Below are 24,708 nucleotides of genomic sequence, written 5' to 3'. Positions count from 1 at the left end.
GCGGTCGATACACGTGCACATGGAGCGGTGACGGCCCGAGCGGCGAGCTTGCCGGCGACCTCGTTGTAACAGTTGGGACGTGGCCCTCCACATACCCGTTGAAAGCAAGAATCTTCACCCAAAACGGACCGGTCACCGTCAAGAACTGGTCGCACGCCCACTCCTCGTGGTCCCGGGAGATCAATGCGGAGATTCCGATCGGGAGTGACCGATTTCAAGCGTTGTGCGAACTCGGCTAAGACTTACCCGCCGGCCCCTCAATTCGAGTGGAATGAAGGCGAAGTTGTGCCGATAAGGGCTCATATGTCCGCGGGACCGAAACGCGCCATCATCGGCGACGGTGCCCAGACATTGGCTATCGCCCGGCGGCGACCATGTAACTTCGGAACTATGCGGTCGCCATGTATTTGGAGCCCTCCCCTCGTCCTACTGGCCTCGCTATCGCTGGTGCGCGATCGCCTCCAGAGTCTTCATCAGCCGCTCGAGTTCCTGCGGTGCGCGGTCCACACCCCGGGCGGCCTCCCGCAGCAGGTCCGGGTTGATGACGACCTTGTAGGTCGCTTCGAGCCACTTTTTGAAGTCTCTGGGCGACCCGTTGCGGGCTGCGAGAGCGCCCGCATGCTCTACCCGGAGGATGTCCCAGGATGCGTGCGTGGCGATGAGGGAGCCGACCGGAACGTACTCGATGATGTCCTTGGCCTCCAAGCTGTACGGTGTGACGCGACTCTCGACCCCCGTCCGGAGCGCTGCGGTGAGCCACTCACGGAGGAATCGGGCTTCGTCCCCATCGCCGAGGACGGCGTCGGCCAGACCGGCGGTCGCTGCTTCGAGGGTGCCGGATGCTCGATTTTCGAGCGCCTGCGCCCACGCCGCCCCAAGTTGCTGTAGGTCCTGATTGTCGACAAGGGCAACGAGGTGCGCGCCGGTGAAGTCGAACAGCACCCTGCTATCGATCGTCCCGGGGAGCTTCGTGGCCCCGCGCAGCGGCAATATTTGGACCCGGGCCGCACGCAGTCGATCTCCGAAGAAGGCGTCGAGCAGCGCTTCATCATGCGCACCTTCCACGAGTAGGAAGATTCGCGGCCATCGCAAGAGGTCACTCGGCGACAACCCGAGCTCACCAAGTGCTGCCTTGTCAGCAAGGTTAAGCTCGCGGACCACAGAAGCACCATTCTTTCCACCGCCTCGTTTGACTTCGATGATGCGTGCTTCCCGCGCATCGAGCAATTCCGGGGAGTGAGTGGCGGCAACAATAATTCTGCGTGGATCCCGTGCTCGGTCGACCAGGGCGCGAGCGGTGTGCGCCTCGGCGGATCGGTGGAGTGCGGTTTCCGGTTCGTCCAAGATCGTGACGACGGGTCGAAGTTCGTCGCCGGGCCGGGATGTGTGCTCCCGTCGATGCCAGTAGAGCGCATCGTCAACGGCTGCACCGGCCCAGATTCGTTCGGCTCGAGAAAGGTTTTCGAAGTTGACCAGCTGACCGCCTTCCCCGCGTCTAAATAGCCATTGCGCCGCTGGATTGGAAAAACGCGTGATGGCGGGGGTCAGCTGAAGCACTGGCGTCGGTGCGTCGATCATCATCTGCTCAATCGCTGCTTTCGCTCGCACCTCCAGTTCAAGCGAGACCTCCCCCGCCAATCGATCGACGAGCCTCGTCAGCACGGCGATCTCGTCCACGTCGTGTGAGCTGTCATCACCCCCGGAACGCGAGCGCAACTTGTGTTCGATGAGTCTCCGCGCACTCTCTAAATCCCATCCGCCCGAAAGAGCATCACGAACGCTTTCTCCCGGGGCCGACTTGTCCTCCAAAGTCCTTGCAATAGAGGCAGCACGGATCACGATCTCGCCGAGGTAATCGATCGTGTCCGCATTCGGATCACCAGTCGCCAGGAGAACATCGATACCGAGATCGAGCGCTCCTTGAATCGGGAAGGCATGGAACGGTTCGAAGGATGATGCATCGCCGGAGTACGGAATAAATGTCGTTGTATAGAATCGGCGGCGCTCTCGCGTGAGAAGGTGGTCCGCCTTATTACCTCGGAGCGGTGTGTTCCATACTGCTTCTTGGAACACATCCATGCCTTCGTCGGAGTATTCCAGCGCTTCGATTTCGTCGCCCGCGCGGTTCAACCGTTCTAGAGATTCACGGACCTCTGGTCCGGTTGGGTCCGCCACGGGCCAGACATCCCAACTGGGATCGGCCGAGGTGCCGGCGGGATGCATCAGGAAGAGGCGGTCTGCGGCGACCTCGTCACGGAGCTCTGCTCGTTCGTTGCGCGCGTCAAACTGAGCCCGAATAAACCGGTCAGTGACTTCATTTGCTTTGCTGACGGTAATGAATTGGCGATTCTCCATTGAAAACTCGAAGTCAGCAGGCACTGCGAATCTTTCGGCAATGGCCACCAGCAGCCCTGCGCCGGGAGTTGGTTGCTCGTCCTGGGACCTATCGTGTTTCAGATCCAGTTCAGTGGGCACCTGCAATCGCACGATCATGCTGACGTCAATGTGCGACTTCACTCCAGTGAGGGCGGCACGCATGCCTTCGGCTAGGCGAGTCTTCCCGGCTCCGTTTAGGCCGTACAGGACAGTCAGACCCTCGCAAAACGGAAGGAACGCTCCTTCGAGTAAAGGGTCACCCGTGAATTCAAAACCAACGACGCAATGCTGCATATGTGCAGGCTAGCAATGCGAATGGGTGGCGGTGGCCACGCCGAGCGGCTAGGGCGGACATAACCCCAGACGTCCTCTAGCGACTGCATGAAGACTACAACCTGAACACCTTCACTGCCGGCGATGAAGACGGAAGGTCCAACCTTGCTGTCGACGTCGCTCGGAAAAGAACCCCGGCCTCCGCCCAAAGGCGGACTGAGATGCCGTCATCCGATGGCTCTAAGACGACATCGTCGCCGGTCAGCTGCGCAAAGTGAACGCTCAAGACGCACGCGCGCTTCTGCGGAAGAACGCCCTTCCGCTGTTTCCCGCGCCGACCGGGCACTGACACGGTTTGCCAAGGGCGACAGCTTCGTCGCCGAGGGCTACGTGCGCAACTTTCAGTTTGGGCGCGACGGTGAGGTCGTCAATCGCGAGGAATTCGTCGCGAAGAAGATCGGCCACGACCTTGCACGCACCAACTGTGACGTCGACCGGACCCGCCGTTCAGTTGCAGGCACCGAACGGGATGCTCTAGCCGCCAAGAAGGCAGTTTTGCTTGAGGCTGAGCACGCTCGCGCCGGCTCCGCCGTGCTCGGAATGTGAGGCCAACGATGGCAGCGTCCCTGGTCGACTGGGCATCGGGCGACCAGGGTGCCTCATTCGGCGAAGATGAACTCGACGGGCCACTCTCGGCAGAGCCGCCGCATCCCATCAATTGGAATCTCCTCAGCGCAGACGACGCCGAAACAGAGTGGATCGAACTCAACCGGTGGGTGAACTGGCTACGACGGACCTACGGGCTCCCGGCATCCGTCGTGCCTCCCTTCTGGCATCGCCACCCTAAACTCGTCTGGGAACTCTCCGCACTGCACCTGCACTGGCTCTGCGCATACGACCCCGACCAGCACGGCTCGGCCCCATACGGATGGCACCGCGACTTCGCCGACGCTCGCCAGCGCCTCCACGACTGGGTTGCGACATCGGGGACGCGCCTGGACCGAGACCGGCCGACGCGTCAGACGGTTTGGCCGGGCGAACCGGCTGCGGATGCCGTTGACGAGGCGGTGATCAACGATCGCGACGAGGACTTCGTGCAGTTCGTCGTGGATGACGTCGCCAGGCGGCGTGATGCTGAGACTAAGTTCTATGCACGCGCCGGATCTCATTGATTCGTCGACTCATCAGTGCTTACTCGACTAGCAGCAGATGCCCTCCCCAGGGTCCGCGGCGAGACTATGACGGCTTGGCAGCCCGCTCCAGGTGGCGCATCGATTCAAATCTCTACCCAGCGGGGTAGTTCACGAAATTCAGGGTATCCAGTGTTGACACTGGCCCTTTAGCCGCAACCTGACACCGTGCCAACTGTTAGCAAGCATCGGAATGCGCATGCAGTGTCCACAACTGATAATCGGTCAAATGTCGATGTGGTGCGGGCGTCAATTCCAACCAGGAGCTGATGCTGGACGGGGCAACCACGTCGCGCCAGTCATCGTCGGCGACCTCGATTGCCTCGTCGCGGGGTGAGCAATTGCAAGCGCGATCAGGATCTTATAATTCCGAAATGCGCGCGGCGGCGCTCGTGAACGGTCCGAACCCGATAGGTTCACAAAATGCCATTGAAAGAACTTCGCGCATATCCAAGAGGTGGGGTGCCGGAGTTGGCCAACGCCTACCGATACCTCCGCGGCGCACACAGAAGCGTGAGCGGGCTACTCGACGTCGCTCAATCCCTTTCGGACCTCCGGCGGGCCGGCAATGGGTCTGGATCGGGACGCATGGCGGAGGAGGAAGTGGACGTACTGCGTTCAGCTATTGTCTTCACCTCGAGCGGACTAGACGCATCGATGAAACGGGCTGTCAACGACGTCGGCCGGTACCTGATCCCGAAAGCGGGAACAGGAGCCCAAGCTCAATACCGACAGTTTCTCAAACAGGAATTATCGGCAGACTCAATAGACGCCAATCTGAGGAACGCCGTGAGTACGGACGACGCTACCGGAGAACTTCTCAAGTATTATCTCGCCGCACGAACGAAGGCTAGCTTTCAAGGCAGTGGAGATTTGAGAACGCGAGCGTGCCGTGCACTTGGGATCTCGGACAAGCAGGTCCCTGAGACCGATCTGAAGGCACTCGACTCATTCTTCAAGGCACGGAACAGCATCGTGCACAGCATGGACTATGACCAGGTTTCCAATCCCACCAGCCGAGCGCGCGTCCACCGCTCGGTCGCTGAGACAACAGCCCAGTGCGATCGAGTGTTCACCGCGGCGACAGAGATCCTGCATGCTGCTGCTGACGTGATCCTGCACGCGCGCCGATCCTGATTTGCGCGCCAGCTCCTATGAACCGGCGGTTTCCAGACCTCATCAACCTTCATATCTTGCTTGGCGGCGCGCTCACAGAGTCTCCGTCTCCGACGGGTGGTCCACGGGGCCGCTTTGGCGTCCGGCTCGGCGTGATTGCCTGTGAGGGTTGCCATTGCAGCAGACGGAGTGTCCTGCCAAGTGCGACTTGTCGGAGCCTCGGGAAAGTAGATGGGGCCCGCCATGATGGCGATCAAACTAGGTCGTCATGTCTCGCCCTGCGCCTGCTCGGAAAAAGGCTTTTCTGAGGACACATTGCGGAACTGGCTACCGCCCTGGGGAAGGCGATCGTGAACGAGAACCTTGGTAGGGACACTTCTCGATCGGATGCTCGCACTACGCCAGGTTTTCGTGGAGGCTGCGCACCGCAAAATCCCGACGTTGCGCCTCCGTGAGGTCGGGGCTGGTGCGGTCCGACACGTCATAATCGGGGCTAATGCTGGCAGTCGGAAGTTCCGCCAGCATAGGGGCCGTCATGACACCTTCAACAGCGAACCGAAATTCCTCGCTGCGGAAGACTACGTCGTAATCGATGCCGACTCCGACCCACTCGTTGTAGTAAACATATGAGGTTGCGACGTCGATGAGCGATTCCACTCCCCCGATGCGTTCGGAGAGGAAGCCGCGGTGGTCCTCGACGCTTTGGAGCCACAGACAGAAACTTGTCATCGGGAGAAGCTCTTCCCTTGCGAGAGATGCACCCAAGGCCTCTGTGCGCACCTCATTGATCCATCGTCGGGCTACCGCGCTATAGAGACCTTTCACAACAACGCCTTCATGTTCTCGAGATCGATTGGCCGCGTACGCACTAGCCGCGAGTATCTGATACCCAAATCGAGCGACTAGGGCTCCTTCTGACACAAGCCTTGTCTCAAGCGCCAGGAAGATCTCTCTAGCGAGCCATCGATCAGACCCAGAGCGTTGGAATAGATGCGCATTCGATACGGACTGCAGGCTCGTGTGAATACTTTCTACGAAGTCGAGAATGGCAAGCGATGTGATCGAGCTTCCGCCTCGGAGCTTCCCGGCGATCTCCAACGCAAGCGCCGAACGTTCCTGATCATCCCCGAGGATGATCGCTCTCAGTTCCGCGCCCTCGTCGCCGTCAGCGTGGCCGTTGACAAGTGCAAGCAGTGCAGCGTTTGTCCTTCGCTCACTTACGTCATCGTCGGCAAGCCCGACCTGGAAATATCGGTCGAAACAGCGGGCCATCTGCATCCGCCACCGCCGGCCGGAGAAAGCTGCAGTCAAACCTTGCGGGTCGAACAAGAAACGGACTGCATCTTCTGCCGGCTTCCTGTGCCCGCGCTGCACGAGCTTGCCGATTCGAAGCATTCTCTCCGCTTTCATCTCGTCGGAATCGTTCTCCCGCCATGAGAGGTATTCGTCTGGATTGAGGCGAATGTTGTCCCAGATCGAATGATGCGCAATCCGGAGCCAGGTCAACGCCGTGAAATCGAGAAAATCAACTTCCGCTCCCACTACGAGTGTCGCAAGGCTCAGCATTTGTTCGCGTAAACGCTCGGCCGCTCTAGGCGTTTCAAGGCCGGATGCTAGTATTCCGACGAGTTGCTCATGGTCCTCCGCAAACAGTCCACCGGAGTTTTCGGGTTGGGCACCGAGAGTATCCAGAATCGCCCTGCTCCAGCGACGTCGGACAACCATTGGGGTGGGAGGTACTTCGAAGGGATATTGGACAATCTTCTCCATGAACTCCGAGCTTCCGCCGTTCATGGCCGTTGAATCGAGAATCTCGTCGATCGTGGTTTGGTCATAAGCAATGAGGTAGTGCACATTAGTGAACCGCCCGAGTAGGCGAACTACGCGCAGAAGGGAACGCAGCTCGTCGGCATCTAATCGGTCGACGTCGTCAACGATCACCAGGACCCGCTCGTGTTGGGCGGCGATCTCGGCGCTGAGTTTGCCGAATTCCGTATGCCACGCAGGGCGCTCAGTCAGTGATGCGATCGCTTGCTCGGCGACGGTAGCTACAGCATCTCCGACGACAGGGATTACCTTGAGTGCCGGTGTGCCAAAGCGTGAGTAAAAAGCGAGCTTCTCCTTCAATGTCTTCGACTGAGGAAATGCTTCCGACAGAGCAGAAATGAATTCTGCCGTGATGGACCCGACATCTGCAACCGACCATGGACTGAACCAAACACATTTCCACTCGCAGAGCTGCCCCGTAATTTCTCTTAGAAGGGTGGTCTTGCCGCTTCCCCAGGGCCCGAGGACCCCGAATACAGTCGATCCCTGTCCGTCAACGCAGTGATCGATGCGATCAGCTACTACGCGCGCGAACTCAGCGCGACCAGTGATATCGGTTCTGGGACGCGACTCATCACTCCACGGCGGTATAGAGGTGGAAATGTCCGTCATCTGGATATCCAACCATGCTTAGTCAGGGGCCCACCACGAAAATCGGTCGGGGCTTCTCGTGAGAATGTAATCGCTATAGCAAATCGTTCAGGGTCGCGAACCAGAGACTACATACGGAAGTTCGGATGATGCTGCCACAGCGCCAGGACCGTGCTCAGTCTTCATCCTTCGCGAAGGCCCGGTCGAGTAGCGCAGCAGTCGCCGGGTTCACCAGCTCGCTCCGTTGGGTGTAGTGCTGCACGGTGATCTTCGTGTCCGTGTGGCCGAGCAGCTCTGCGGCGAGTTCGATGCTGGCGTTGGCGTTGACCGCGGTCGCAACTGTGCGGCGGAACATGTGCGGGGTCACACCCTCGATCCCTGCTCCCCCGAGCACGTGACGCAACTGACGACGCACGTTCGCGGTGGTCAGCGGTGTACCGTCCCTGGATTGGAACAGCAGATCATCCAGGCCCATGCTCCCGGCATTGGCAAGACGCCGGCGGACCGCGTCGGCGGTGAACGTGGGCAATGCCACAACGCGGCGCGACTTGGCGGTCTTGGGGTGGTCCTGCCGGAAGGTCTGCTCACCGTTGCGGCTGATAATGGTGCCGGCCAGGCGGATGGACGGTATGGCGCTGGTGATGTCGATGTCCCGGCGGCGGATGGCCAGCACCTCGCCGATTCGGGCCGATGTGCCGAGCATCACCTCGATGATCGCACTGAGCTGACCGTCGGGCTTGGGGCCGGAGATGTGGTCGGCGGCGCTCTCCCACCGGGCGATCGCCGCGCGGATCACGTTCACCTCCGGTGCCGTCAGCGCATCGGGGAGATGCGGTTCACGGTACAGGCGGGACACGTGGTCCATCGGATTGCTCGGGAGAATCTCATGCCGCACTGCCAGCTCAAGCGCCAGCCGCAGAACGACACGACCTTGCTTTGCCCGGCTGTGGGAGAGCTTAGCCAGTTGCTTGATGAAGTGATCGCAACGGGCGACGCCAATCTCTCGCAGCGTGAGACTGCGAAACACCGGAAGTACGAGAGTGCGCATGTTGCGCTCGTACAGATTCCGGGTCGTCCTCGAGATTCGATTCTCCATGTCGATGTCCTCGAGCCAGTACGTCGCCAAGTCTCCGAACGAGCTGTCCGGCGTCAGCGACGTGTTCGTCGGCTGCTGCAGGTATCTCGTCGTGAGCTTGCTCTTCAGCGATCGCTCAGCCGCCCTGGCGGTGTCTCCGGTGGCCTGAACCTGGCGCGTCTGACCGTCCCAGTCCCGGTAGCGGGTCCGAGCCTCGAACCGGCCAGACGGCGTCACCCGGATGGTGATGTCGCCGAAGGTGCTGATCGTCAACCGTGGCCGCGACATGTCAGCTCACCGCCGATCGGTGCGTCGGGGCGGGCTGGAGGGTTCGCGCTGCTCGGCAATCCAGGCCCGCACGTCGGAGATGGCGAACTTCAGGTGCTTGCCGAACCGGTACGCCGTTGGGCCTTTGCCGTGCACACGCCAGTCGTAGACCGTGGAGATCGGGATGCCCAGGTAGGACGCCAACTCGGCGACGTCCATCAGGGGTTCCAGGCCCCACGCGTCGGTGGCGGGGGTATCGGAGGAGGTTGGGTATTCGTTGTGGATGCTCATACCCAGAAGGTGCGCGCCACAATCCTGCACGATCGGAGCGGACCGAGAGCGACGTCACCGCCCCGGATGGGAAGGCCGTCTCAGCGGCTCCAGTGAGGAGTAAAAGATGGGTTTGTGTTGGGGTAGTCAATTCTTTAACCAAAAAAGTCCCGGAAACCCTTGAGTTTCCGGGACATTTGGTCGGGCTGACAGGATTTGAACCTGCGACCCCTTGACCCCCAGTCAAGTGCGCTACCAAGCTGCGCCACAGCCCGCCGCTCCTGCGCGATTCCGACTAACAGAACCAACAGGAGACAACTCGAATAGCTTACCGCGTCCGGAGAGCACTCGCGCACAGTATGGGGCCTCAGCGGGCAAATCCGGGCGATGAATCGGGTGGAGCAGGGCTCACCGGGGGCGCGCAGGTGGCGTTCAGGGATTCCCGCGCGCGTTGATAGCGGGCTCATAGGTTGCGAACGTACCTTGGCAATCGGCCGAACGGGTCGCATCACGAGAGAAGGAATTATGGCGAACAAGACTGCAGGCATCCTGACCAAACTCAACCTTCCCCTGGTGGCGCTGTGGGTGGCCGGCGTGATTGTCACCGTGGTGGGGTGGCTGGTGCTGAGCTCGTCTAACAGCGCTCAGGCCGAGTTTTACACCTCGGCGTCGCAGGATTACGCGGGGTACTTTGCCGCGCAGTCCGGGAGCACGGTGGGGAGCGTGTTGATTGGGGCGGGAGTGGTGGGGATGCTGCTGGCGCTCGCGTCGCAGGTGCGGGTGCGGGGTGCCGTGGTGGCGAGTGTTGTGGAGGACGTCGTTGTTGTTGACGATGAGGAGGAGTTTGAGGACGAGGTGGGAGTGACGGTGATGCCTGTTACGGATGCTGCGGAGTCGGGCGTTGAGAGCGGCGAGGGTGAGAAGACGGAGAGCGAGTTGGAGGAGAGTGTGCGCGCGTCTTGAGGTTGGGTCGCCGGGTCTCGACAAGCTCGACCACCGGTTTGCTCGACCAGCGGGGTGAGCGGTGGTCGAGCCCGTCGAGACCGGGGCGAGCGGTGGTCGAGCCTGTCGAGACCGGGACGGGTCACTTCAGTAGGGCGGCGATCTCCGTCGCGGTGAGCGGGGTCCACGGGGAACCGTCGGGGTTCGACGAGGCGGCCTCGGGACTCTCGGCCTGGTTCCACCACTTGGCCTCGAAGGGCACACCGTCCATCAGGATGCGCGCACCCTTCTCGTACGTGGCGGCACCGTCCCAGGCAGGATAGGTGTCAGCCGGCAGGGTGGCCGCCTCGAACGGCTTCTCCCCCGGCAGCACCGGACCGATCAGCGTCCACGGCGTCTCCCACGAGTTCAGCACGGGATTGTCGGGCAGGTCGCCGCGCGTCCACCACTTGGCCTGGTACACATTGCGGTGCCAGACCACCTTGGACTCGGCGAGGTACGACGACTCCTCGGCCCAGATCGGGTACGGGCTCGTCGCCGGGTCATCGGTCAGGTCACCGATCAGGTCCGCCTCATCCGTCGTCTGGGCTGACGCCCCGGCCTCGGGGCGACCGTCGAAGCCCTTCGCGAGCACGTCGGCGAACCGGGTGTCGCCCTGGTCGACGCCACTGCACGAGTTCGACACCCGCTTGAGGTCGACATAGTTCGAGCCGCAGGTCTGGTCGCGGTTGAGCGACCACAGCGACATGCGCCCGATCCGGGTCTCCTGCGCGAACGCACTGAACTCGGCGGCGTCCTTCAGGCTGAAGATCTCCCCCTCCACGTCGTTCTGGCCGATCATCGGCGTGGCACCGATCTTCGTCCACAGCGTGGCCGCGGTGAGGTCGATGCCGGCCAGCTTGTAGAGCCCGCCCAACTGCTTGTGCGCGGCCTGCAACGCCTGAATCGACGCCTCGGCCATGCTGTCGCCCTCGGCCCGGCTGGCGCCGTAGTCCATCGTCATCAGGTTCACGCCGGCCAGGTCCACACCGGCTTCGAGCATCTGGCTGACGGATGCCGCGCCGTCGGCGGTCATCCCGGCCGGAGACACGGGCAGGGTGAGCCACACCGCCAGGTCCTGCCCGGCCGCGCTGCGCTTCTCCTGCAGGGTCGCCATGGCGGCGGCCCGGCGCTCACCGGCCGCGGTGTCCGTGAGGTTGCCACCCTCGATGTCCAGGTCGATCGTGGTCACCTTGTAGCGGTCGATCACCGCGGTGTACGCCTCGACCAGCTGGGCCGGGTCGGTGCAGCCGGTCGACAGTTCGTCGTTCAGCAACCCGCCGAACGAGACCACGATCTGCCCGCCGAGCTGCTCGGCCCGGGCGAGACGCCGGTCGAGGTCGAGCCCCTCCGCCGCTCCGTCCAGGGTGTAGTAGGTACCCCAGGTGGGCGTGCAGGCATCCGTCTTATCGGCCACGATGAACGACAAGACCACGTCGCGGCCGGCCTCGGAATCGGGCGTCTCGAAGTTGTACACGGGGGTTGCGGTCAGGTCGGTGTAGCCGGCGAACCAGGGCTCGTAGGCGTCGGCCGCCTGGGCGCTGCTCCACAGCTGGAAACCGAAATAGCCGCTGACACTGAGGATGGCCACGAGCACCATCGACAGCAGCACCCGCAACGGGGACAGCCGGCGCGTACGTCCGGTCGAGTGTGCCTTCGCGGTCGCTGCGCTCATGAACGGCTCCGAATGCTGTGCAGGTCAGCGCCGGCAACGGATGCCGACCGCACCCCCGAGGGAACCTCGCCCGGCGCATACCCATGGTAGATCACCGCACGCCAGTCCAGCGCGGCATCCGGTCGACCGGCGGTCGCCTGCTCGGCGGATGCCCGCGGCTTGCGGTCCACGTACATCCACTGGGTCAGGCCCAGCCACACGTCGACGACGGAGCTCCACAGGCCGATGTTGGCCAGGATCGCCGCCAGCGCGAACACCGCGTTGAACGCCGCGAACGCCGCGTTGCCCCAGTTCTCGGCGAGCAGGTCACGCCACAGGGTGAGCGCCGAGAACGCGACGATCAGGTAGGGCGCCAGCACGAACAGGAGCGGAGCGGCGGTGCGGTTCTTCACCTTCGGGGTGCGGGCGAAGGGGATCTTCTTGCTCGTCAGCGCCTGCTCGAGCGATTTGAGCACACCGGCGAGGTTCACCGGCAGCAGCACCAGGTTGAACCCGTAGATGCGGAAGATGTCGCTGAACTTGTAGCCGCAGTAGCGCAGGTCGCTGCCCATGGCCAGGAAGTACGGCAGGGCGGCGAGCACCACGACGGGGCTGAGCAGCTTGCTGTCGTAGGGGTAGGCCAGCAGGAACACCAGGCCGAAGCTGGCCCAGGTGATCGAGGTCATGTAGTTGATGCGCAGGAACAGCTCGGTCAGCTGCACCGGGTGCCCCTGACGCTTGCGCTCCCGCACCTGGCGCCACAGCTTGGGCAGGATCAGCAGCCCGCCGTTCGCCCAGCGGCGGCGCTGCACGATCAACGAACCGAAGTCCGGCGGTGTGGCGCTGTAGCTGAGACGTTCGGGGTAGTTGGCGAGCGTCCAGCCGTGGGTGCCGAGGTCGATGCTCGATTCGGTGTCCTCGATCACGGTGCGGTCCTGCACGTAGCGGCGCACCTCGAAGCCGCCGACGGTCTCGACCTCGACGATGTCCTCCATCGCCCGCTTGCGGATGACGGCGTTGGCTCCCACCCAGAAGGCGGCGCCGTAGAACGACATGCCCTGGTGCAGGATGTGCTGAATGTCGGTGGTCGCCCCGGCGAGACGTTCGATGCGGGTGGGCGCACCGCGGAACGACGAGTACGGGGTCTGCGTCACCGCGACGCGGGCGTTGTCGGGCTGCTCGAGAAAGTAGACCAGGCGCAGGCAGTAGTCGCGCAACAGCAGCGAATCGGCGTCCAGGGTGAGCAGGTAGTCGCTGTCGGGCACGACGACGTCGGCGCCGGCGGCGTCCCGGCCGGTCAGCGCCCGCAGAACGGTGCCGGCCGGGGTGTTTTCACTGCGGTACGAGCCGCCCATCAACCCGATGTAGGCGTTGAGGTTCATGGCCTTGTTGGCCTCATGCGACAGGGAGGCGTAACGCTTGCGCTCGAAGGTGGCCAGGTCGGCCGAGAAGGTCCAGACCAGACGGCGGTGCAGTTCCAGCATCCGCTGCCCGGTGGGGGCCGTGTTCTCGTCGGCCGCGGCGTGCAGGGCCGTGGCGGTGATGGCCAGTTCGGCGGCGAGCCCACCGAGCACCTGCTCCACGAAGAACGTGTCCACGTGGTCGGCCACGGTCTCCGCGGCGGCCATCCGGTCGAGCCAGGAGACGGCCCAGCGGTAGTCGCCGGCGAGCTCGCGCACGGCGTCGGCGCTCACCTCCGGGTTCGCCGCCAGTTCGAGCTCGCAGATCAGCAGCTCGTTCGCAAAGCGGGACCGCGGCTCCTCGAGCGCGTCGGCAATGCCCTGGGCGATCGCCCGGGACACCGCGAGCTGCGCGGCGACGGCCGGGTCGGCCGGGTGAGGCGGGTCGTCCAGGAGCAGCACCACCCGCAGCGACGGGTATTCCTGCAGGGCGGCCGACCACAGGGTGCCGCGCACGACGCCGGGCTCCTCGCTGTAGGACGGCACCAGCACGGTCATCGAACCCTGATTCACGGCGAAGTGGCTGTCCAGCTCGGCGCGGGGCACACGCACGTGGTCCCGGAACCGGCGCAGGGCACCCTGACGCATGATCAGGTACATCAGCGCGGAGAAGGTGAGGAACGTGACGACGACCACATAGGAGATGGCCTCGGTGGTGAACCGGAAACTCTGGGTTCCGTTGTTCAGGAACTCACGGATGATCGTGTACACCAGGTAGACGATCCAGGCGAGAACGGTGACCAGGATGGCCACCCGACCCCAGGTGATCTTGGCGTCACTGGGCCGGTCATGCACGATCGGGAGCGGTGTGGTGCTGCGTTCGGCACCGAATTGACGTTTGCGGGCAGGCGAAGTTTTCGGCTTCGTGAGCATGGAGAATCCTCGGTTAGGGCCAGGGATTGAATCGATTCGCGAGATATCGGGTCAGGCGAATCGGCGGATCGTCGGGAGAGGTCCCGGAGTGTTCAGGCGAAGCGGATTTCGGGTCCAGTGCCGTCGGGCATGCGGGCTGGGACTGCTGTGAGAGTCTCTGAAATTGACTCACGATAAATTTAGACGCGCCCCCGGACAAACCAAAGACCCCGAACGGGGGGTGTGGAGTTCCACGCCTGTCCGGGGTCTGGTGTTGAGCGACTGCTTAGCGCTTGCGCTTCTCGCGCACGCGCATGCTGATGTTGATCGGGCTTCCCTCGAAGCCGTACACCTCGCGCAGGCGACGCTGGATGTAGCGACGGTAGCCCGGGTCGAGGAACCCGGTGGTGAAGATGACGAAGGTCGGCGGGCGGCTGGACGCCTGGGTGCCGAACAGGATGCGGGGCTGCTTGCCGCTGCGCACGGGGTGCGGGTGCGACGCGGCCAGCTCGGCGAGGAACGCGTTGAACTTGCCGGTGGCAATGCGGGTGTCCCAGGCTTCGAGAGCGGTCTCGAGGGCCGGAACGAGCTTCTCCATGTGGCGGCCGGTCTTGGCCGAGATGTTCACGCGCGGGGCCCAGGACACGTGCGCCAGGTCCTGCTCGATCTCACGTTCCAGGTAGCGGCGACGGTCGTCGTCGATCTGGTCCCACTTGTTGAACGCCAGCACGAGGGCGCGACCGGATTCGAGCACCAGGTCGATCACGCGCACGTCCTGCTCGCTGATCACCTCGGTCACGTCGATCAGGACCACGGCCACTTCGGCCTTTTCGAGGGCGGCGCTGGTGCGCAGCGACGCGTAGAAGTCGGCGCCCTGAGAGAGGTGCACGCGACGACGGATGCCGGCCGTGTCGACGAAGCGCCACACCCTGCCGCCGAGCTCGACCTGCTCGTCGACCGGGTCGCGCGTGGTGCCGGCGAGCTCGTTGACGACAACGCGCTCCTCGCCGACGACCTTGTTCAGAAGGCTCGACTTGCCCACGTTCGGGCGGCCGAGGATCGCGACGCGGCGCGGTCCGCCGACTTCCTGCTTGGCGACGGCGGAGATCTCGGGGAGTTCCTCGAGGATCGCGTCGAGCAGGTCGGCGACGCCGCGGCCGTGCAGGGCCGAGACGGGCCAGGGCTGGCCGAGGCCGAGCGCCCACAGGCTCGCGGCTTCCGGCTCCTGGCGAATGTCGTCGACCTTGTTGGCGACGAGGAAGACGGGCTTGCCGGCCTTGCGCAGCAGGCGCACGACGGCTTCGTCCGTGGAGGTGGGACCCACGTTGGCGTCGACGACGAACATGACGACGTCGCAGAGTTCGATGGCCAGTTCGGCCTGGGCGGCGACGGAGGCGTCGATGCCCTTGGCGTCGGGCTCCCAGCCGCCGGTGTCGACGAGACTGAAGCGGCGTTCGTGCCATTCACCCTTGTAAGTCACGCGGTCGCGGGTCACCCCGGGGGTGTCCTCCACGACGGCCTCGCGGCGGCCGAGGATACGGTTCACGAGCGCCGACTTGCCCACGTTCGGGCGGCCGACGATGGCGATGACCGGCAGGGCCGGCAGGTACTGGATGGCGTCGGGGTCTTCCGTCACCGAGTCGAGAACGTCGAAGTCCTCGTCGGCGAGATCGTACTCATTGAGCCCGGTGCGAAGCGCGGCGGCGCGTTGCGTCACCAGATCGTCATCGAGGTCGTCCAAGCGCGTTACCAGCTCGGAGTCGAGGTCGGGGATCGTGTCGTCGAAGTCGTTGTTGTTGGTCATGCGATGGCCTCGCGGTATGTATTGATGACGTCGAGGACCGCGTCAATGGTCTGTTCGAAGTCGAGATGGGTGGAGTCGACGGTGGTCACACCGTCTGCGGCGCTCATGAATTCGACTACCTGTGAGTCAGCGCGATCCCTCGATCGCATCTGTTCCGCCACGGTTTCAGCCGATTGGGTCGATATTTCCGCAGAGCGCCTAGCCATTCTAGCCTCCTCGGAAGCCGTGAGCAGTATGCGGATCTCCGCGGTGGGGGCCACCACTGTGGTGATGTCCCGGCCTTCGATCACGATTCCGGTGCGCTGGGAGCTCGCCGCGATGCTGCGGAACAGCTCGGTCAGGTGCGTGCGCACCTCCGGGATGCGGGCCACGGAGGAGACGAGGGCGGAGACGGCGGGATCGCGGATCGCGTCGGTGACATCCGTTTCGCCGACCCGCACGACGTGCTCGTCGGGGGCGATGCCGATGGAGTAGACGAAGTCGCCCAGGGCGGCCACGACGGCGTCGGTGTTCTCGGTGTCGATCCCCCGGTCGCTGACGAACCAGGCGAAGGCCCGGTAGGCAGCGCCGGTGTCGAGGTAGTCGAAGCCGATGCGGCGGGCGGCGGCGCGGCTGACGCTGGACTTGCCGCTGCCGGCCGGTCCGTCGATCGCGACGATGTGGGGGCTTGAGTGACGACCCATGATTAACCAGCAATCCGCCAGCCGCGGGCGGCCAGCTCTTCGGTGAGGCGACCTACGGCCTCAGGGAGTACAGAAATTTCGGCCAGGCCGATTTGGGCGCCCGGAGAGTGCTCCAGGCGCAGGTCTTCCATGTTCACGTTCAGCTCGCCGATCTCGTGCAGCAGCCGGGCGATCTGGCCGGGCCGGTCGTCGATCATCACGATGAACGAGGCGTAGCGGCGGTCCTGGCCGTGCTTGCCGGGCAGGCGGGCCACCCCGGCATTGCCGCCGGTGAGTTCCTCGGCCACCTTGCGCCGTGCTCCGGGCGCGGCCGGGTCGGCGAGCGCGTCGATGAACCGGTCGAGGTCGTCACGGTAGGCCAGCAGGATGTCCCGCACGGGTTCGGCGTTCGCGCCGAGGATCTGCACCCACAGATCCGGGTCGCTCGCGGCGACGCGGGTCACGTCGCGCAGACCCTGCCCGGCGAGGTTCAGGGCCGAGCCGGGGGCATCCGTCAACCGGCGGGCCATGATCGTGGAGACGACCTGCGGCACGTGAGAGATCAGCGCGACGCCGCGGTCGTGCTCCTCCGGGCTCATCTCCACCAGGGTCGCGCCCAGGTCGAGGATGAGGTCGTCGATCGCGGTGGCCTGCTGGTAGCTGATCGCGTCGTGCGCGGCAACCACCCAGGGGCGGCCGACGAACAGGTCGGCGCGGCCGGAGAGCGGTCCCCCGCGTTCGCGGCCGGCCAGCGGGTGACCGCCGATGTAGCGGGACACGTCGGCCCCCATCATTCGGAGCTCCTGCAGCGGGGCCAGCTTGACGCTCGCGACATCCGTCACGATCGCCTGCGGGAAGGCGGCCAGCTCGCGCGCGACGATCTCGGCCGTCACGTCGGGCGGCACGCAGACCACGATCAGCTGGGGCGCATCACCGGGTCGCCCGGCCCGGCCGGCGCCGTAGTCGACGGCGATGCTGAGGTTGGTCGGTGACGCGTCGGCGAGGATGACGTCGATGCCGCGCGCGCGAAGGCCCAGGCCGATGCTGGTGCCGAGCAGGCCGGCACCCACGACGCGCACGGGCCCGATCAGGCGAGATTCAACCACGTGGAGCTCCTGGACTAGATCTTCGTTTCGGCCCGCGACACGGTGAGCAGCTGGCCGAGTTCCGCCTTGGTCAGGTCGCGCACATCGCCCACGCGCAGCGTGCCGAGGTGCAGCGGGCCGAACTGGCGGCGCACGAGGTCGACGACGGGGTGGCCGACGGCCTCCATCATGCGGCGCACGATGCGGTTGCGGCCGGAGTGCAGGGTGAGCTCGACCAGGCTGAAACCGTCGCCGGGAGGGCTGGTCAGGAGGCGCGCCTTGTCGGCGGAGATGGGGCCGTCGTCCAGCTCGATCCCGTTCTGCAGCAGCTGGATGGTCTGCGGCGACACGCGACCCTCGACCTTGGCGATGTAGGTCTTCAGAACCCCGAACGACGGATGCGCGAGCACATGCGCGAGATCGCCGTCGTTGGTCAGAATCAGCAGGCCGCTCGTCATCGCGTCGAGGCGGCCCACGTTGAACAGGCGCTCCTCGAACTGGTCGGTGAACTCGCGCAGGTCGGGGCGTCCGCTCTCGTCCTGCATCGACGAGACCACGCCGACGGGCTTGTTCAGCATCACGTAGCGGCGGCTGGTGTCCAGCTGCACGGCCACGTTGTCGACCATGATCAGGTCGGAGTCCGGGTGGATGCGGCGGCCCAGCTCGGTGACGACCTTGCCGTTCACGCGCACGCGACCGGCGGCGATCATCTCTTCGGACACGCGCCGCGAGGCGACGCCCGCGGAGGCCATGACCTTCTGCAGGCGCACGCCGTCGGCGGCGGCCTCGGGGTTGGTGGGTGTCCCCTGAATCCCCTGGTTGTCGTTCGTCATGGCAGTTCCTCAAATCCGTTCGCGCCGTCATTGAGCAACGGCGATAGGTAGGGCAACTCGTCGAGCGAGTTGATTCCGAGCTGGGCTAGCAGAAGGTCTGTGGTGCCGTAATTGATCGCACCGGTCTCACTGTCGGTGAACGCTTCGGTGATCAGACCGCGGCCGAGCAGCGTGCGCACGACCGAATCCACATTTACGGCACGAATCGAGGCTACAGCCCCGCGGCTGATCGGTTGCTTGTACGCGATCACGGCGAGGGTTTCCAGCGCCGCCTGCGAGAGCCGGCTCGGGTTCTGGGTGACCACGAAGTCGGCCACCGTCACATCGTGTTCGGGGCGCACATAGATGCGCCAGCCGCCGGCCACCTCGCGCAGCTCGAAGCCGCGGCGCACGGTGCCGGCGAGGCCGTCGAAGTCGGCCACGAGCCGGGCGACGGATGCCCGCGTCTCGGCCAGCGTGGCATCGACCGCGGCCGCGAGCTGCAGCAGTCCCTGCGGCTCGTCGGCGACCATCAGGATGGCCTCGAGGGTGCGTTCGAGCGGGCGGCGGCGGGCATCCGTGCCCTCGTCGTTCACTGTGTTCTGTGCGTTCTGTGCGTTCTGTGCGTTCACTGCCGCGGTCGCTGTCGCGGTCGCTGTGTCACTGTTCATAGTCGGCTCCGAGGTTGGCGAGGGTGTCGTCGGACCAGTTCTCCGCACTCCAGTGCAGGCTGAGGTCGCCGAGCGGCACGAGCTGGTCGAAAGAGAGGGCGCCGAGGCGGTAGAGCTCGAGCACGGCCAGGAAACGGGCGATCACGACGCCCTTCTCCTCGGCCCCCACGATCAGCTCGCGGAACGTGAGGGTGTCGCCGCCGCGCAGCATCCGCACCACGTAGGCCGCCTGCTCACGGATGCTGACCAGCGGCGCATGCAGGTGCTCGAGCCCCACGCGGGGCAGCTCACGCGGAGTGAGGGCGAGGGCGGCCAGGGCGGCGAAGTCGCCGAGGGACAGGGTCCAGACCAGTTCGGGCGTCTTTCGGCGGAACTTCTCCTCCAGCCGCACCGCCCGCCCGTGCCGGGTGGACTCGGTGTCGAGTCGCTGTTGGAACCAGGCGCTCGCGCTCTTGAAGGCGCGGTACTGCAGCAGCCGGGCGAACAGCAGGTCGCGGGCCTCGAGCAGGGCCACGTCCTCCGCGTCGACGAGTTCACCCTGCGGCAGCAGCCCCACCACCTTGAGGTCGAGCAGGGTGGCCGCGACCACCAGGAACTCGGTGGCCTGGTCGAGCTCCTCGTCCTGGTCGAGGCCGCGCAGGTAGGCGATGAATTCGTCGGTGACGCGGCTGAGCGAGATCTCGGTGATGTCGAGTTCGTGCTTGCCGATCAGGGACAGGAGCAGGTCGAACGGCCCCTCGAAGTTGCCGAGGGCAACCGAGAACGACTTCGGTGCGGCCGCGTCAGGCGACGGCGCCACGCTGGATCAGTTCCCGCGCCGCCTGCTTGTAGGCCTTGGCCGCCGCGTGCTCGGGCGCAAACTCGGTGATCGGGATGCCCGCGACGCTCGCGTCGGGGAATTTGACCGTGCGGCCGATGACCGTTTCGAGCACGCTGTCGCCGAACGCGTCCACGACCCGCTCGAGCACCTCGCGGGAGTGCAGCGTGCGGGAGTCGAACATGGTGGCCAGGATGCCGTCGAGTTCGATGGCCGGGTTGAGCCGGTCGCGCACCTTGTCGATGGTCTCGATCAGAAGCGCCACCCCGCGCAGGGCGAAGAACTCGCACTCGAGCGGGATCAGCACGCCGTGGCTGGCCGTGAGGGCGTTGACGGTGAGGATGCCCAGCGACGGCTGGCAGTCGATCAGGATGACGTCGTAGTCGCCGGACACCTTGCGCAGCACACGGGCCAGGATCTGCTCGCGGGCGACCTCGTTGACCAGGTGCACCTCCGCGGCGGACAGGTCGATGTTGGCCGGGATGATGTCGAGGTTGTGCACCGAGGTCTTCTGGATGGCGTCGGACGGGTTGACCGAGCCGCTGAGCAGCAGGTCGTAGATGGTGGTCACATCGTGGGTGGGCACACCGAGACCGGCGGACAGGGCGCCCTGCGGGTCGAAGTCGATGGCCAGCACGCGACGGCCGTAGCCGGCGAGGGCGGCACCCAGGTTGATGGTGGTCGTCGTCTTGCCGACGCCGCCCTTCTGGTTGCACAGCGAGATGATGCGCGCCGGGCCGTGGCCGGGCAGAACCGGGGGCTCGTCGAAGTCACGCTTGGGGCGGCCGGTCACACCGACCGGTACCTCGTCTAAACCGGGAAGTCGCGTCCGGTCATCTTGCTTGCGCGCCACTGAGATGTCCTCGATCCGTCTTACACCTGTCACTGTGTCCACTGTAGCGATCGGATCGGGCAAGGTGCGGCACGGATCGCCGAAAATCGCCGGTCTGCGGCCTGAATCCGGCGGGAATCGGGCGTGTCATCCGCTGGATGGGACGGAACGGGGTCGGTCACAGGGTCGTGAGTTAAGATTTTGAAGTGCCTCTCCTCATCACACCCCTCCGGATCGCTCTCGTCTGCCTGCACACTTCGCCGGGCGCTGAGCCTGGCTCGGGTGACGCCGGAGGCATGAACGTGGTCGTGCGCCACCAGGCCGAGGCTCTCGCCGCCGCCGGCCACCACGTCGAAATCCTCACCCGGCGGTCCTCCCCCCTGTCGGAAACGGAGCAGCTGAGCCCCGGGGTGACGCTCCGCTTCCTCGACGCCGGCCCGGCTCGGCCCGTGCCCAAGGGCGACCACGAGAACTTCATCGACGCCTTCCGACTGCAGATGGATGCCCTCGGACCCTACGACGTCATCCACTCGCACCACTGGTTCTCCGGGATGGCCGCGCTGCCGCTCGCCCGCCGCCGCCGCGTTCCGCACGTGCAGAGCTTCCACAGCATCGCGGCCGACCCGTCCACGCCGCTGTCGGCGGGCGAGCGCCCCGAGTCCCCCGGCCGGATGGCCGGCGAGGAATGGCTCGCCCAGGAGTCGGACGCCCTGGTCGCCATCAGCGAGGCCGAGGCGCACACCATCGTGCAGCGGCTCGGCGGTTCGCCCGAGCGCATCACGATCGTTCTGCCCGGTGTCGACGGGATCCTGTTCCGGCCGACGGACCTGTTGCCGGCCGAGCCGCGGGACTACGCGGCGGGGCCTCGGGACATCCGCGGCTACGCCGTCGTCGCCGGCCGCCTGCAGCCGCTGAAGGGTCTCGACCTGGCCATTGAGGCGATCGCGGCCGTGCCCGAGGCGATCCGGCCCGAACTCGTGATCGCCGGCGACGCGTCGGCCGACTACGACGGCTACATCGACGAGCTGCGGGCCCTCGCGGCCCGGCATGGGATCGAGCGCAGCGTGCGATTCGTGGGGCCGCAGTCCCGCTTAGACCTGGCCCTGCTGCTCAGCGGAGCCCGGATCGTTCTCGTGCCCTCACACTCCGAGACCTACGGGCTCGTGGCCCTCGAAGCGGCCGCGAGCGGCGTGCCCGTGGTGGCCGCGGCGGCCGGCGGACTGCGCGAAGCGGTGCTCGACGGCGATACCGGCGTGGTGGTCGACTCGCGCGACCCGCAGGTCTGGGCCGGGGCGCTCACCCAGATCCTCTCGAACCCCGCGTTCGCCCGGCGCCTGTCGCTGGCCGCGCGCGAGCGGGCCGAGCACCTGGACTGGCCGCGATCGGCCGACGGCCTCGTCACGGTCTACCGCTCGTTGGTGCGGCCCGGGGCCGGCGACCGCAGCCCCTCACTGCTGCGCGCGTGAGCCTGCTCGACGGGGTTCCCACCGTTCTGTTCGTGCACGCCCACCCCGATGACGAAACCATCGCGACGGGTGCGCTGATCGCGGAGCTGGTGGCCCGCGGCATACGCGTGTCGCTGCTGACCGCCACACGCGGCGAGCAGGGTGAGGTTGTGACCGGGCCGCTGTCGGTGCTCGAGGGCACGGAGGCGCTCACCCGCGAACGCGAACGGGAACTCGCGGGCGCCACAGCGGCCCTCGGCATCGCAGCCGGAGACCGGTTCTGGCTGGGGGCCGCGCCCGCTCGCGCTCGTGGCCTCTCACCGCGCGCCTACCGGGATTCGGGCATGACCTGGATCCGCCCCGGCCTGGCCGGGCCCGCCGCCGACATCGACGACGACGCTCTGGTGCGGGCGCCGCTGGCCGAGGTGACGGCGGATGTGGCCGCGCTGGTGGCGGAACTTCGGCCGGCGCTGGTGATCAGCTACGACAACGGCGGCGGGTACGGGCATCCGGATCACGTGCGCATGCACGAGGCGGCGCTGGCGGCCAGTCGCACGGCCCGGGTCGCGTTCGCCGAGGTCGTGCACTCGATGGTTGACGGTGCGGAGTGGTTCGACCTGTCGGAGCACCTCGCCACGGTGACGGATGCCCTGCGCTGCCACGCGAGCCAGCTCACCGTCGACGGCGCGCACATCGTGCATTCCGGAGGGCAGCGCGAACCGATCATCACCGCGGTGGGCTTGCGGTTGCTCTGAGGCCGACCTGGACCGGTGACCCCGCCGCGATTGTTCCCGGTCCGGACAACTGTTGCCGGCACACGGGCAACAATTGTCCGGAACGGGAACAGTCAGGCGCGTTCGCGGGCCGGGTCACCGGGTTTCGGCAGGCTCAACCACCGACGGGGGCCGCACCGGCCGCGAACGGGGTGCTCGCGGCATCCGTCGCGTAACTTCGGAGAAAAGCGCGACACGCCGTATTTCGTCGCTGCACGAACGGCGTGTTGCGAGAATCTCCGAAGTTGGCAGCGCGACGGATGCCCATGGGCGGCGGGCGGCACGCGGGCGGCGCGCCGGCTCCCGACCGCTAATGTTCCCGTTCCGGACAACTGTTGCCGGCACACGGGCAACAGTTGTCCGGAACGGGAACAGTCACGCGGCATTTCGGGTCAGGTCACCGTGTCTCAACAGGCTCAACCACCGATCGGGCGCCGCCATGGCCGCGGGCGGATCCGGCTGGACGGCTCGCTGGGCAGCTGCAGGCCGGCATTCCTAAAACGAGCACCGAACGTGCATAACTCCTGCAAATTCTCAGGATCGGCACCGGAACCCCCGGAAACACGCAGGCGATTACGGTGCCTCTCTCAAATTGCAGGAGTTATGCAAGGACGGCCTTGGTGACGGATGTCTGGGGGCGGGGCTCGGAGGCCGAGTCACCGGGTTTCGACAGGCTCAACCACCGACCGGGTCAACCAACGGGGGGGGCAAGTCACCGGGTTTCGACAGGCTCAACCACCGACCGGGTCAACCAGCGGAAGGGGGCAGGTCACCGGGTTTCGACAGGCTCAACCACCGACCGGGTCAACCAACGGAAGGGGGCAGGTCACCGGGTTTCGACAGGCTCAACCACCGACAGGCTCAACCACCGACCGGCTCGACCACCGCGGGCGGCTCGACCACCGTGGGCGGCCCGACCAGCGGCGCAGGGCGGGCGACCCGGGCTCGGGGGTGCGCCGTCGTGTACATGTCGCGGAGGGTGTCCGCGGTGACGAGGGTGTAGATCTGGGTGGTGGCCACCGATGAGTGCCCGAGCAGCTCCTGCACCACGCGCACATCGGCCCCACCCTCGAGCAGGTGCGTGGCGAACGAGTGCCGCAGCGTGTGCGGCGACACGTGCCCCTCGAGTCCGGCTCTTTCGGCGGCGGCCCGGATGATCAGCCACGCGTTCTGCCGGCTCAGCCGCTTGCCGCGCAGGCCCAGGAACAGGGCCGGCGTCGCCGGACCGCGCGCCGAGAGCAGGGGTCTCCCCCGCACGAGGAACGTGTCGATGGCCGTGCGCGCGTAGCTGCCCACCGGCACGATGCGCTGCTTGTCGCCCTTGCCGGTCAGACGCACCACCTCGGGATCGAGCACGTCATCCACGTTGAGGTTGACCACCTCCGAGACGCGGGCTCCCGTGGCGTAGAGCAACTCCAGCAGCGCCTTGTCGCGCAGGTTCGCCACCTCGTCGCCGTCCGTCGCCGCCAGCAGCCGGGTCACCTGCTCGATCGAGATGGCCTTTGGCAGCCGGGTGCCGAGCTTCGGCGGCTTCGACTCGTGCGCGACATCCGTTTCGACCACGCCCTCCTCCAGCAGGAACCGGTGGAACCCGCGAACGGTCGAGAGGATGCGCGCGATCGACGCCGGCGTCAGCGGCGACTCCTCGCGGGAACCGAGGTACCGCACATATTCGGAGATGTGCCGGCTGGTCACCTCGGCCAGGCCGGTCAGGCGCTCGGCCCCGAGCCAACGACTGTAGATGGCCAGGTCGCGCCGGTAGGCGGACACCGTGTTGGTGCTCAACCCACGCTCAATCGCCACGTGGCGCAGATACGAGTCCACGGCCGCCGCGACGACCGGCCCGACAGGCGGCACAACGCCGACGGGCGGCAC

20 protein-coding genes and 1 tRNA gene are annotated in these 24,708 nt (G+C 65.5%); 6 read left to right on the top strand and 15 right to left on the bottom strand.

All coding sequences use genetic code 11. From position 1 onward, the window contains the following. Window positions 1–438 precede the first annotated feature (438 nt). Window positions 439–2,538, bottom strand: coding sequence for an AAA family ATPase (locus tag AC0J5J_RS00160; protein WP_474898829.1), 2,100 nt, complete (start codon window positions 2,536–2,538; stop codon window positions 439–441). A gap of 255 nt (window positions 2,539–2,793) precedes the next feature. Between AC0J5J_RS00160 and AC0J5J_RS00155 the strand changes: the two genes are divergently transcribed. The 3 genes from AC0J5J_RS00155 to AC0J5J_RS00145 all read left to right on the top strand — a co-directional run bounded on the left by AC0J5J_RS00155 (window position 2,794) and on the right by AC0J5J_RS00145 (window position 4,976). Beyond that, entirely contained in the window at window positions 2,794–3,255 is a 462-nt protein-coding gene (locus AC0J5J_RS00155) for a hypothetical protein (protein WP_474898827.1), read from the top strand. Between the two features lie 8 nt (window positions 3,256–3,263). Continuing rightward, on the top strand, window positions 3,264–3,821 hold the full coding sequence (locus AC0J5J_RS00150) for a hypothetical protein (protein ID WP_474898825.1): 558 nt from the start codon (window positions 3,264–3,266) through the stop codon (window positions 3,819–3,821). Window positions 3,822–4,427: 606 nt separating this feature from the next. After that, complete coding sequence (locus AC0J5J_RS00145; RefSeq protein WP_474898823.1) at window positions 4,428–4,976, top strand: hypothetical protein; 549 nt, start codon at window positions 4,428–4,430, stop codon at window positions 4,974–4,976. Window positions 4,977–5,351: 375 nt separating this feature from the next. On the opposite strand, the gene AC0J5J_RS00140 is transcribed toward AC0J5J_RS00145, so the two are convergent. The 4 genes from AC0J5J_RS00140 to AC0J5J_RS00125 all read right to left on the bottom strand — a co-directional run bounded on the left by AC0J5J_RS00140 (window position 5,352) and on the right by AC0J5J_RS00125 (window position 9,260). Beyond that, entirely contained in the window at window positions 5,352–7,394 is a 2,043-nt protein-coding gene (locus tag AC0J5J_RS00140; protein WP_474898822.1) for a KAP family P-loop NTPase fold protein, read from the bottom strand. Between the two features lie 154 nt (window positions 7,395–7,548). Next, complete coding sequence (locus AC0J5J_RS00135; protein ID WP_474898820.1) at window positions 7,549–8,721, bottom strand: tyrosine-type recombinase/integrase; 1,173 nt, start codon at window positions 8,719–8,721, stop codon at window positions 7,549–7,551. A gap of 21 nt (window positions 8,722–8,742) precedes the next feature. Further along, complete coding sequence (locus AC0J5J_RS00130) at window positions 8,743–9,006, bottom strand: helix-turn-helix domain-containing protein (protein ID WP_474898818.1); 264 nt, start codon at window positions 9,004–9,006, stop codon at window positions 8,743–8,745. Between the two features lie 177 nt (window positions 9,007–9,183). After that, a tRNA-Pro gene (locus tag AC0J5J_RS00125) sits at window positions 9,184–9,260 on the bottom strand. 250 nt (window positions 9,261–9,510) lie between these two features. Between AC0J5J_RS00125 and AC0J5J_RS00120 the strand changes: the two genes are divergently transcribed. Continuing rightward, window positions 9,511–9,948, top strand: coding sequence for a hypothetical protein (locus tag AC0J5J_RS00120; RefSeq protein WP_474898817.1), 438 nt, complete (start codon window positions 9,511–9,513; stop codon window positions 9,946–9,948). Between the two features lie 121 nt (window positions 9,949–10,069). Here AC0J5J_RS00120 and AC0J5J_RS00115 read toward each other — a convergent pair whose 3' ends face one another. From AC0J5J_RS00115 to AC0J5J_RS00075, 9 genes are all read right to left on the bottom strand, one after another. Beyond that, window positions 10,070–11,641 (bottom strand): chitinase, encoded by a 1,572-nt coding sequence (locus AC0J5J_RS00115; RefSeq protein ID WP_474898815.1) that lies wholly within the window; start codon window positions 11,639–11,641, stop codon window positions 10,070–10,072. Then, on the bottom strand, window positions 11,638–13,953 hold the full coding sequence (locus AC0J5J_RS00110; protein ID WP_474898814.1) for a glycosyltransferase family 2 protein: 2,316 nt from the start codon (window positions 13,951–13,953) through the stop codon (window positions 11,638–11,640). The genes AC0J5J_RS00115 and AC0J5J_RS00110 overlap by 4 nt, the downstream gene beginning before the upstream one ends. A gap of 265 nt (window positions 13,954–14,218) precedes the next feature. Continuing rightward, complete coding sequence (gene der / locus AC0J5J_RS00105) at window positions 14,219–15,736, bottom strand: ribosome biogenesis GTPase Der (RefSeq protein ID WP_134422283.1); 1,518 nt, start codon at window positions 15,734–15,736, stop codon at window positions 14,219–14,221. Beyond that, the gene (gene cmk / locus AC0J5J_RS00100) at window positions 15,733–16,419 is read right to left on the bottom strand and encodes a (d)CMP kinase (RefSeq protein ID WP_474898812.1); all 687 of its coding nucleotides are present in this window, start codon (window positions 16,417–16,419) and stop codon (window positions 15,733–15,735) included. Before cmk ends, der begins: the two co-directional genes overlap by 4 nt. Window positions 16,420–16,421: 2 nt before the next feature. Then, the gene (locus tag AC0J5J_RS00095; RefSeq protein ID WP_134422279.1) at window positions 16,422–17,504 is read right to left on the bottom strand and encodes a prephenate dehydrogenase; all 1,083 of its coding nucleotides are present in this window, start codon (window positions 17,502–17,504) and stop codon (window positions 16,422–16,424) included. Between the two features lie 14 nt (window positions 17,505–17,518). Further along, window positions 17,519–18,316: a pseudouridine synthase gene (locus tag AC0J5J_RS00090; protein WP_134422277.1), complete on the bottom strand. Its 798-nt coding sequence runs from the start codon at window positions 18,314–18,316 to the stop codon at window positions 17,519–17,521. Beyond that, window positions 18,313–18,966 carry an SMC-Scp complex subunit ScpB gene (gene scpB / locus AC0J5J_RS00085; RefSeq protein ID WP_474898810.1) on the bottom strand — a complete coding sequence of 218 codons (654 nt, stop codon included), beginning with the start codon at window positions 18,964–18,966 and terminating at the stop codon, window positions 18,313–18,315. The genes AC0J5J_RS00090 and scpB overlap by 4 nt, the downstream gene beginning before the upstream one ends. Next, window positions 18,956–19,765 (bottom strand): segregation and condensation protein A, encoded by an 810-nt coding sequence (locus AC0J5J_RS00080; protein ID WP_474898808.1) that lies wholly within the window; start codon window positions 19,763–19,765, stop codon window positions 18,956–18,958. The genes scpB and AC0J5J_RS00080 overlap by 11 nt, the downstream gene beginning before the upstream one ends. After that, complete coding sequence (locus tag AC0J5J_RS00075) at window positions 19,749–20,636, bottom strand: ParA family protein (protein ID WP_134422550.1); 888 nt, start codon at window positions 20,634–20,636, stop codon at window positions 19,749–19,751. The genes AC0J5J_RS00080 and AC0J5J_RS00075 overlap by 17 nt, the downstream gene beginning before the upstream one ends. 185 nt (window positions 20,637–20,821) lie before the next feature. Between AC0J5J_RS00075 and AC0J5J_RS00070 the strand changes: the two genes are divergently transcribed. Then, window positions 20,822–22,081, top strand: coding sequence for a glycosyltransferase (locus tag AC0J5J_RS00070; RefSeq protein WP_474898807.1), 1,260 nt, complete (start codon window positions 20,822–20,824; stop codon window positions 22,079–22,081). After that, window positions 22,078–22,815 carry a PIG-L deacetylase family protein gene (locus AC0J5J_RS00065; protein ID WP_474898805.1) on the top strand — a complete coding sequence of 246 codons (738 nt, stop codon included), beginning with the start codon at window positions 22,078–22,080 and terminating at the stop codon, window positions 22,813–22,815. The genes AC0J5J_RS00070 and AC0J5J_RS00065 overlap by 4 nt, the downstream gene beginning before the upstream one ends. A gap of 879 nt (window positions 22,816–23,694) precedes the next feature. Here AC0J5J_RS00065 and xerD read toward each other — a convergent pair. Next, window positions 23,695–24,708 (bottom strand): site-specific tyrosine recombinase XerD, encoded by a 1,014-nt coding sequence (gene xerD / locus AC0J5J_RS00060; protein WP_474900173.1) that lies wholly within the window; start codon window positions 24,706–24,708, stop codon window positions 23,695–23,697.

Source organism: Cryobacterium sp. TS_SC_7, assembly GCF_056156285.1.
This window is presented reverse-complemented; position numbering and strand designations above follow the sequence as displayed.

Excerpts from the sequence above, each read along its gene's own strand:
- AC0J5J_RS00120 (WP_474898817.1), top strand. The coding sequence starts at position 9,511 with ATGGCGAACAAGACTGCAGGCATCCTGACCAAACTCAACCTTCCCCTG.
- cmk (WP_474898812.1), bottom strand. The coding sequence starts at position 16,419 with ATGGGTCGTCACTCAAGCCCCCACATCGTCGCGATCGACGGACCGGCC.
- AC0J5J_RS00090 (WP_134422277.1), bottom strand. The coding sequence starts at position 18,316 with ATGACGAACGACAACCAGGGGATTCAGGGGACACCCACCAACCCCGAG.
- AC0J5J_RS00140 (WP_474898822.1), bottom strand. The coding sequence starts at position 7,394 with ATGACGGACATTTCCACCTCTATACCGCCGTGGAGTGATGAGTCGCGT.
- AC0J5J_RS00150 (WP_474898825.1), top strand. The coding sequence starts at position 3,264 with ATGGCAGCGTCCCTGGTCGACTGGGCATCGGGCGACCAGGGTGCCTCA.
- AC0J5J_RS00160 (WP_474898829.1), bottom strand. The coding sequence starts at position 2,538 with ATGCGTGCCGCCCTCACTGGAGTGAAGTCGCACATTGACGTCAGCATG.
- AC0J5J_RS00145 (WP_474898823.1), top strand. The coding sequence starts at position 4,428 with ATGGCGGAGGAGGAAGTGGACGTACTGCGTTCAGCTATTGTCTTCACC.
- der (WP_134422283.1), bottom strand. The coding sequence starts at position 15,736 with ATGACCAACAACAACGACTTCGACGACACGATCCCCGACCTCGACTCC.
- AC0J5J_RS00110 (WP_474898814.1), bottom strand. The coding sequence starts at position 13,953 with ATGCTCACGAAGCCGAAAACTTCGCCTGCCCGCAAACGTCAATTCGGT.
- AC0J5J_RS00155 (WP_474898827.1), top strand. The coding sequence starts at position 2,794 with ATGAAGACGGAAGGTCCAACCTTGCTGTCGACGTCGCTCGGAAAAGAA.
- AC0J5J_RS00115 (WP_474898815.1), bottom strand. The coding sequence starts at position 11,641 with ATGAGCGCAGCGACCGCGAAGGCACACTCGACCGGACGTACGCGCCGG.
- AC0J5J_RS00130 (WP_474898818.1), bottom strand. The coding sequence starts at position 9,006 with ATGAGCATCCACAACGAATACCCAACCTCCTCCGATACCCCCGCCACC.
- scpB (WP_474898810.1), bottom strand. The coding sequence starts at position 18,966 with ATGAACAGTGACACAGCGACCGCGACAGCGACCGCGGCAGTGAACGCA.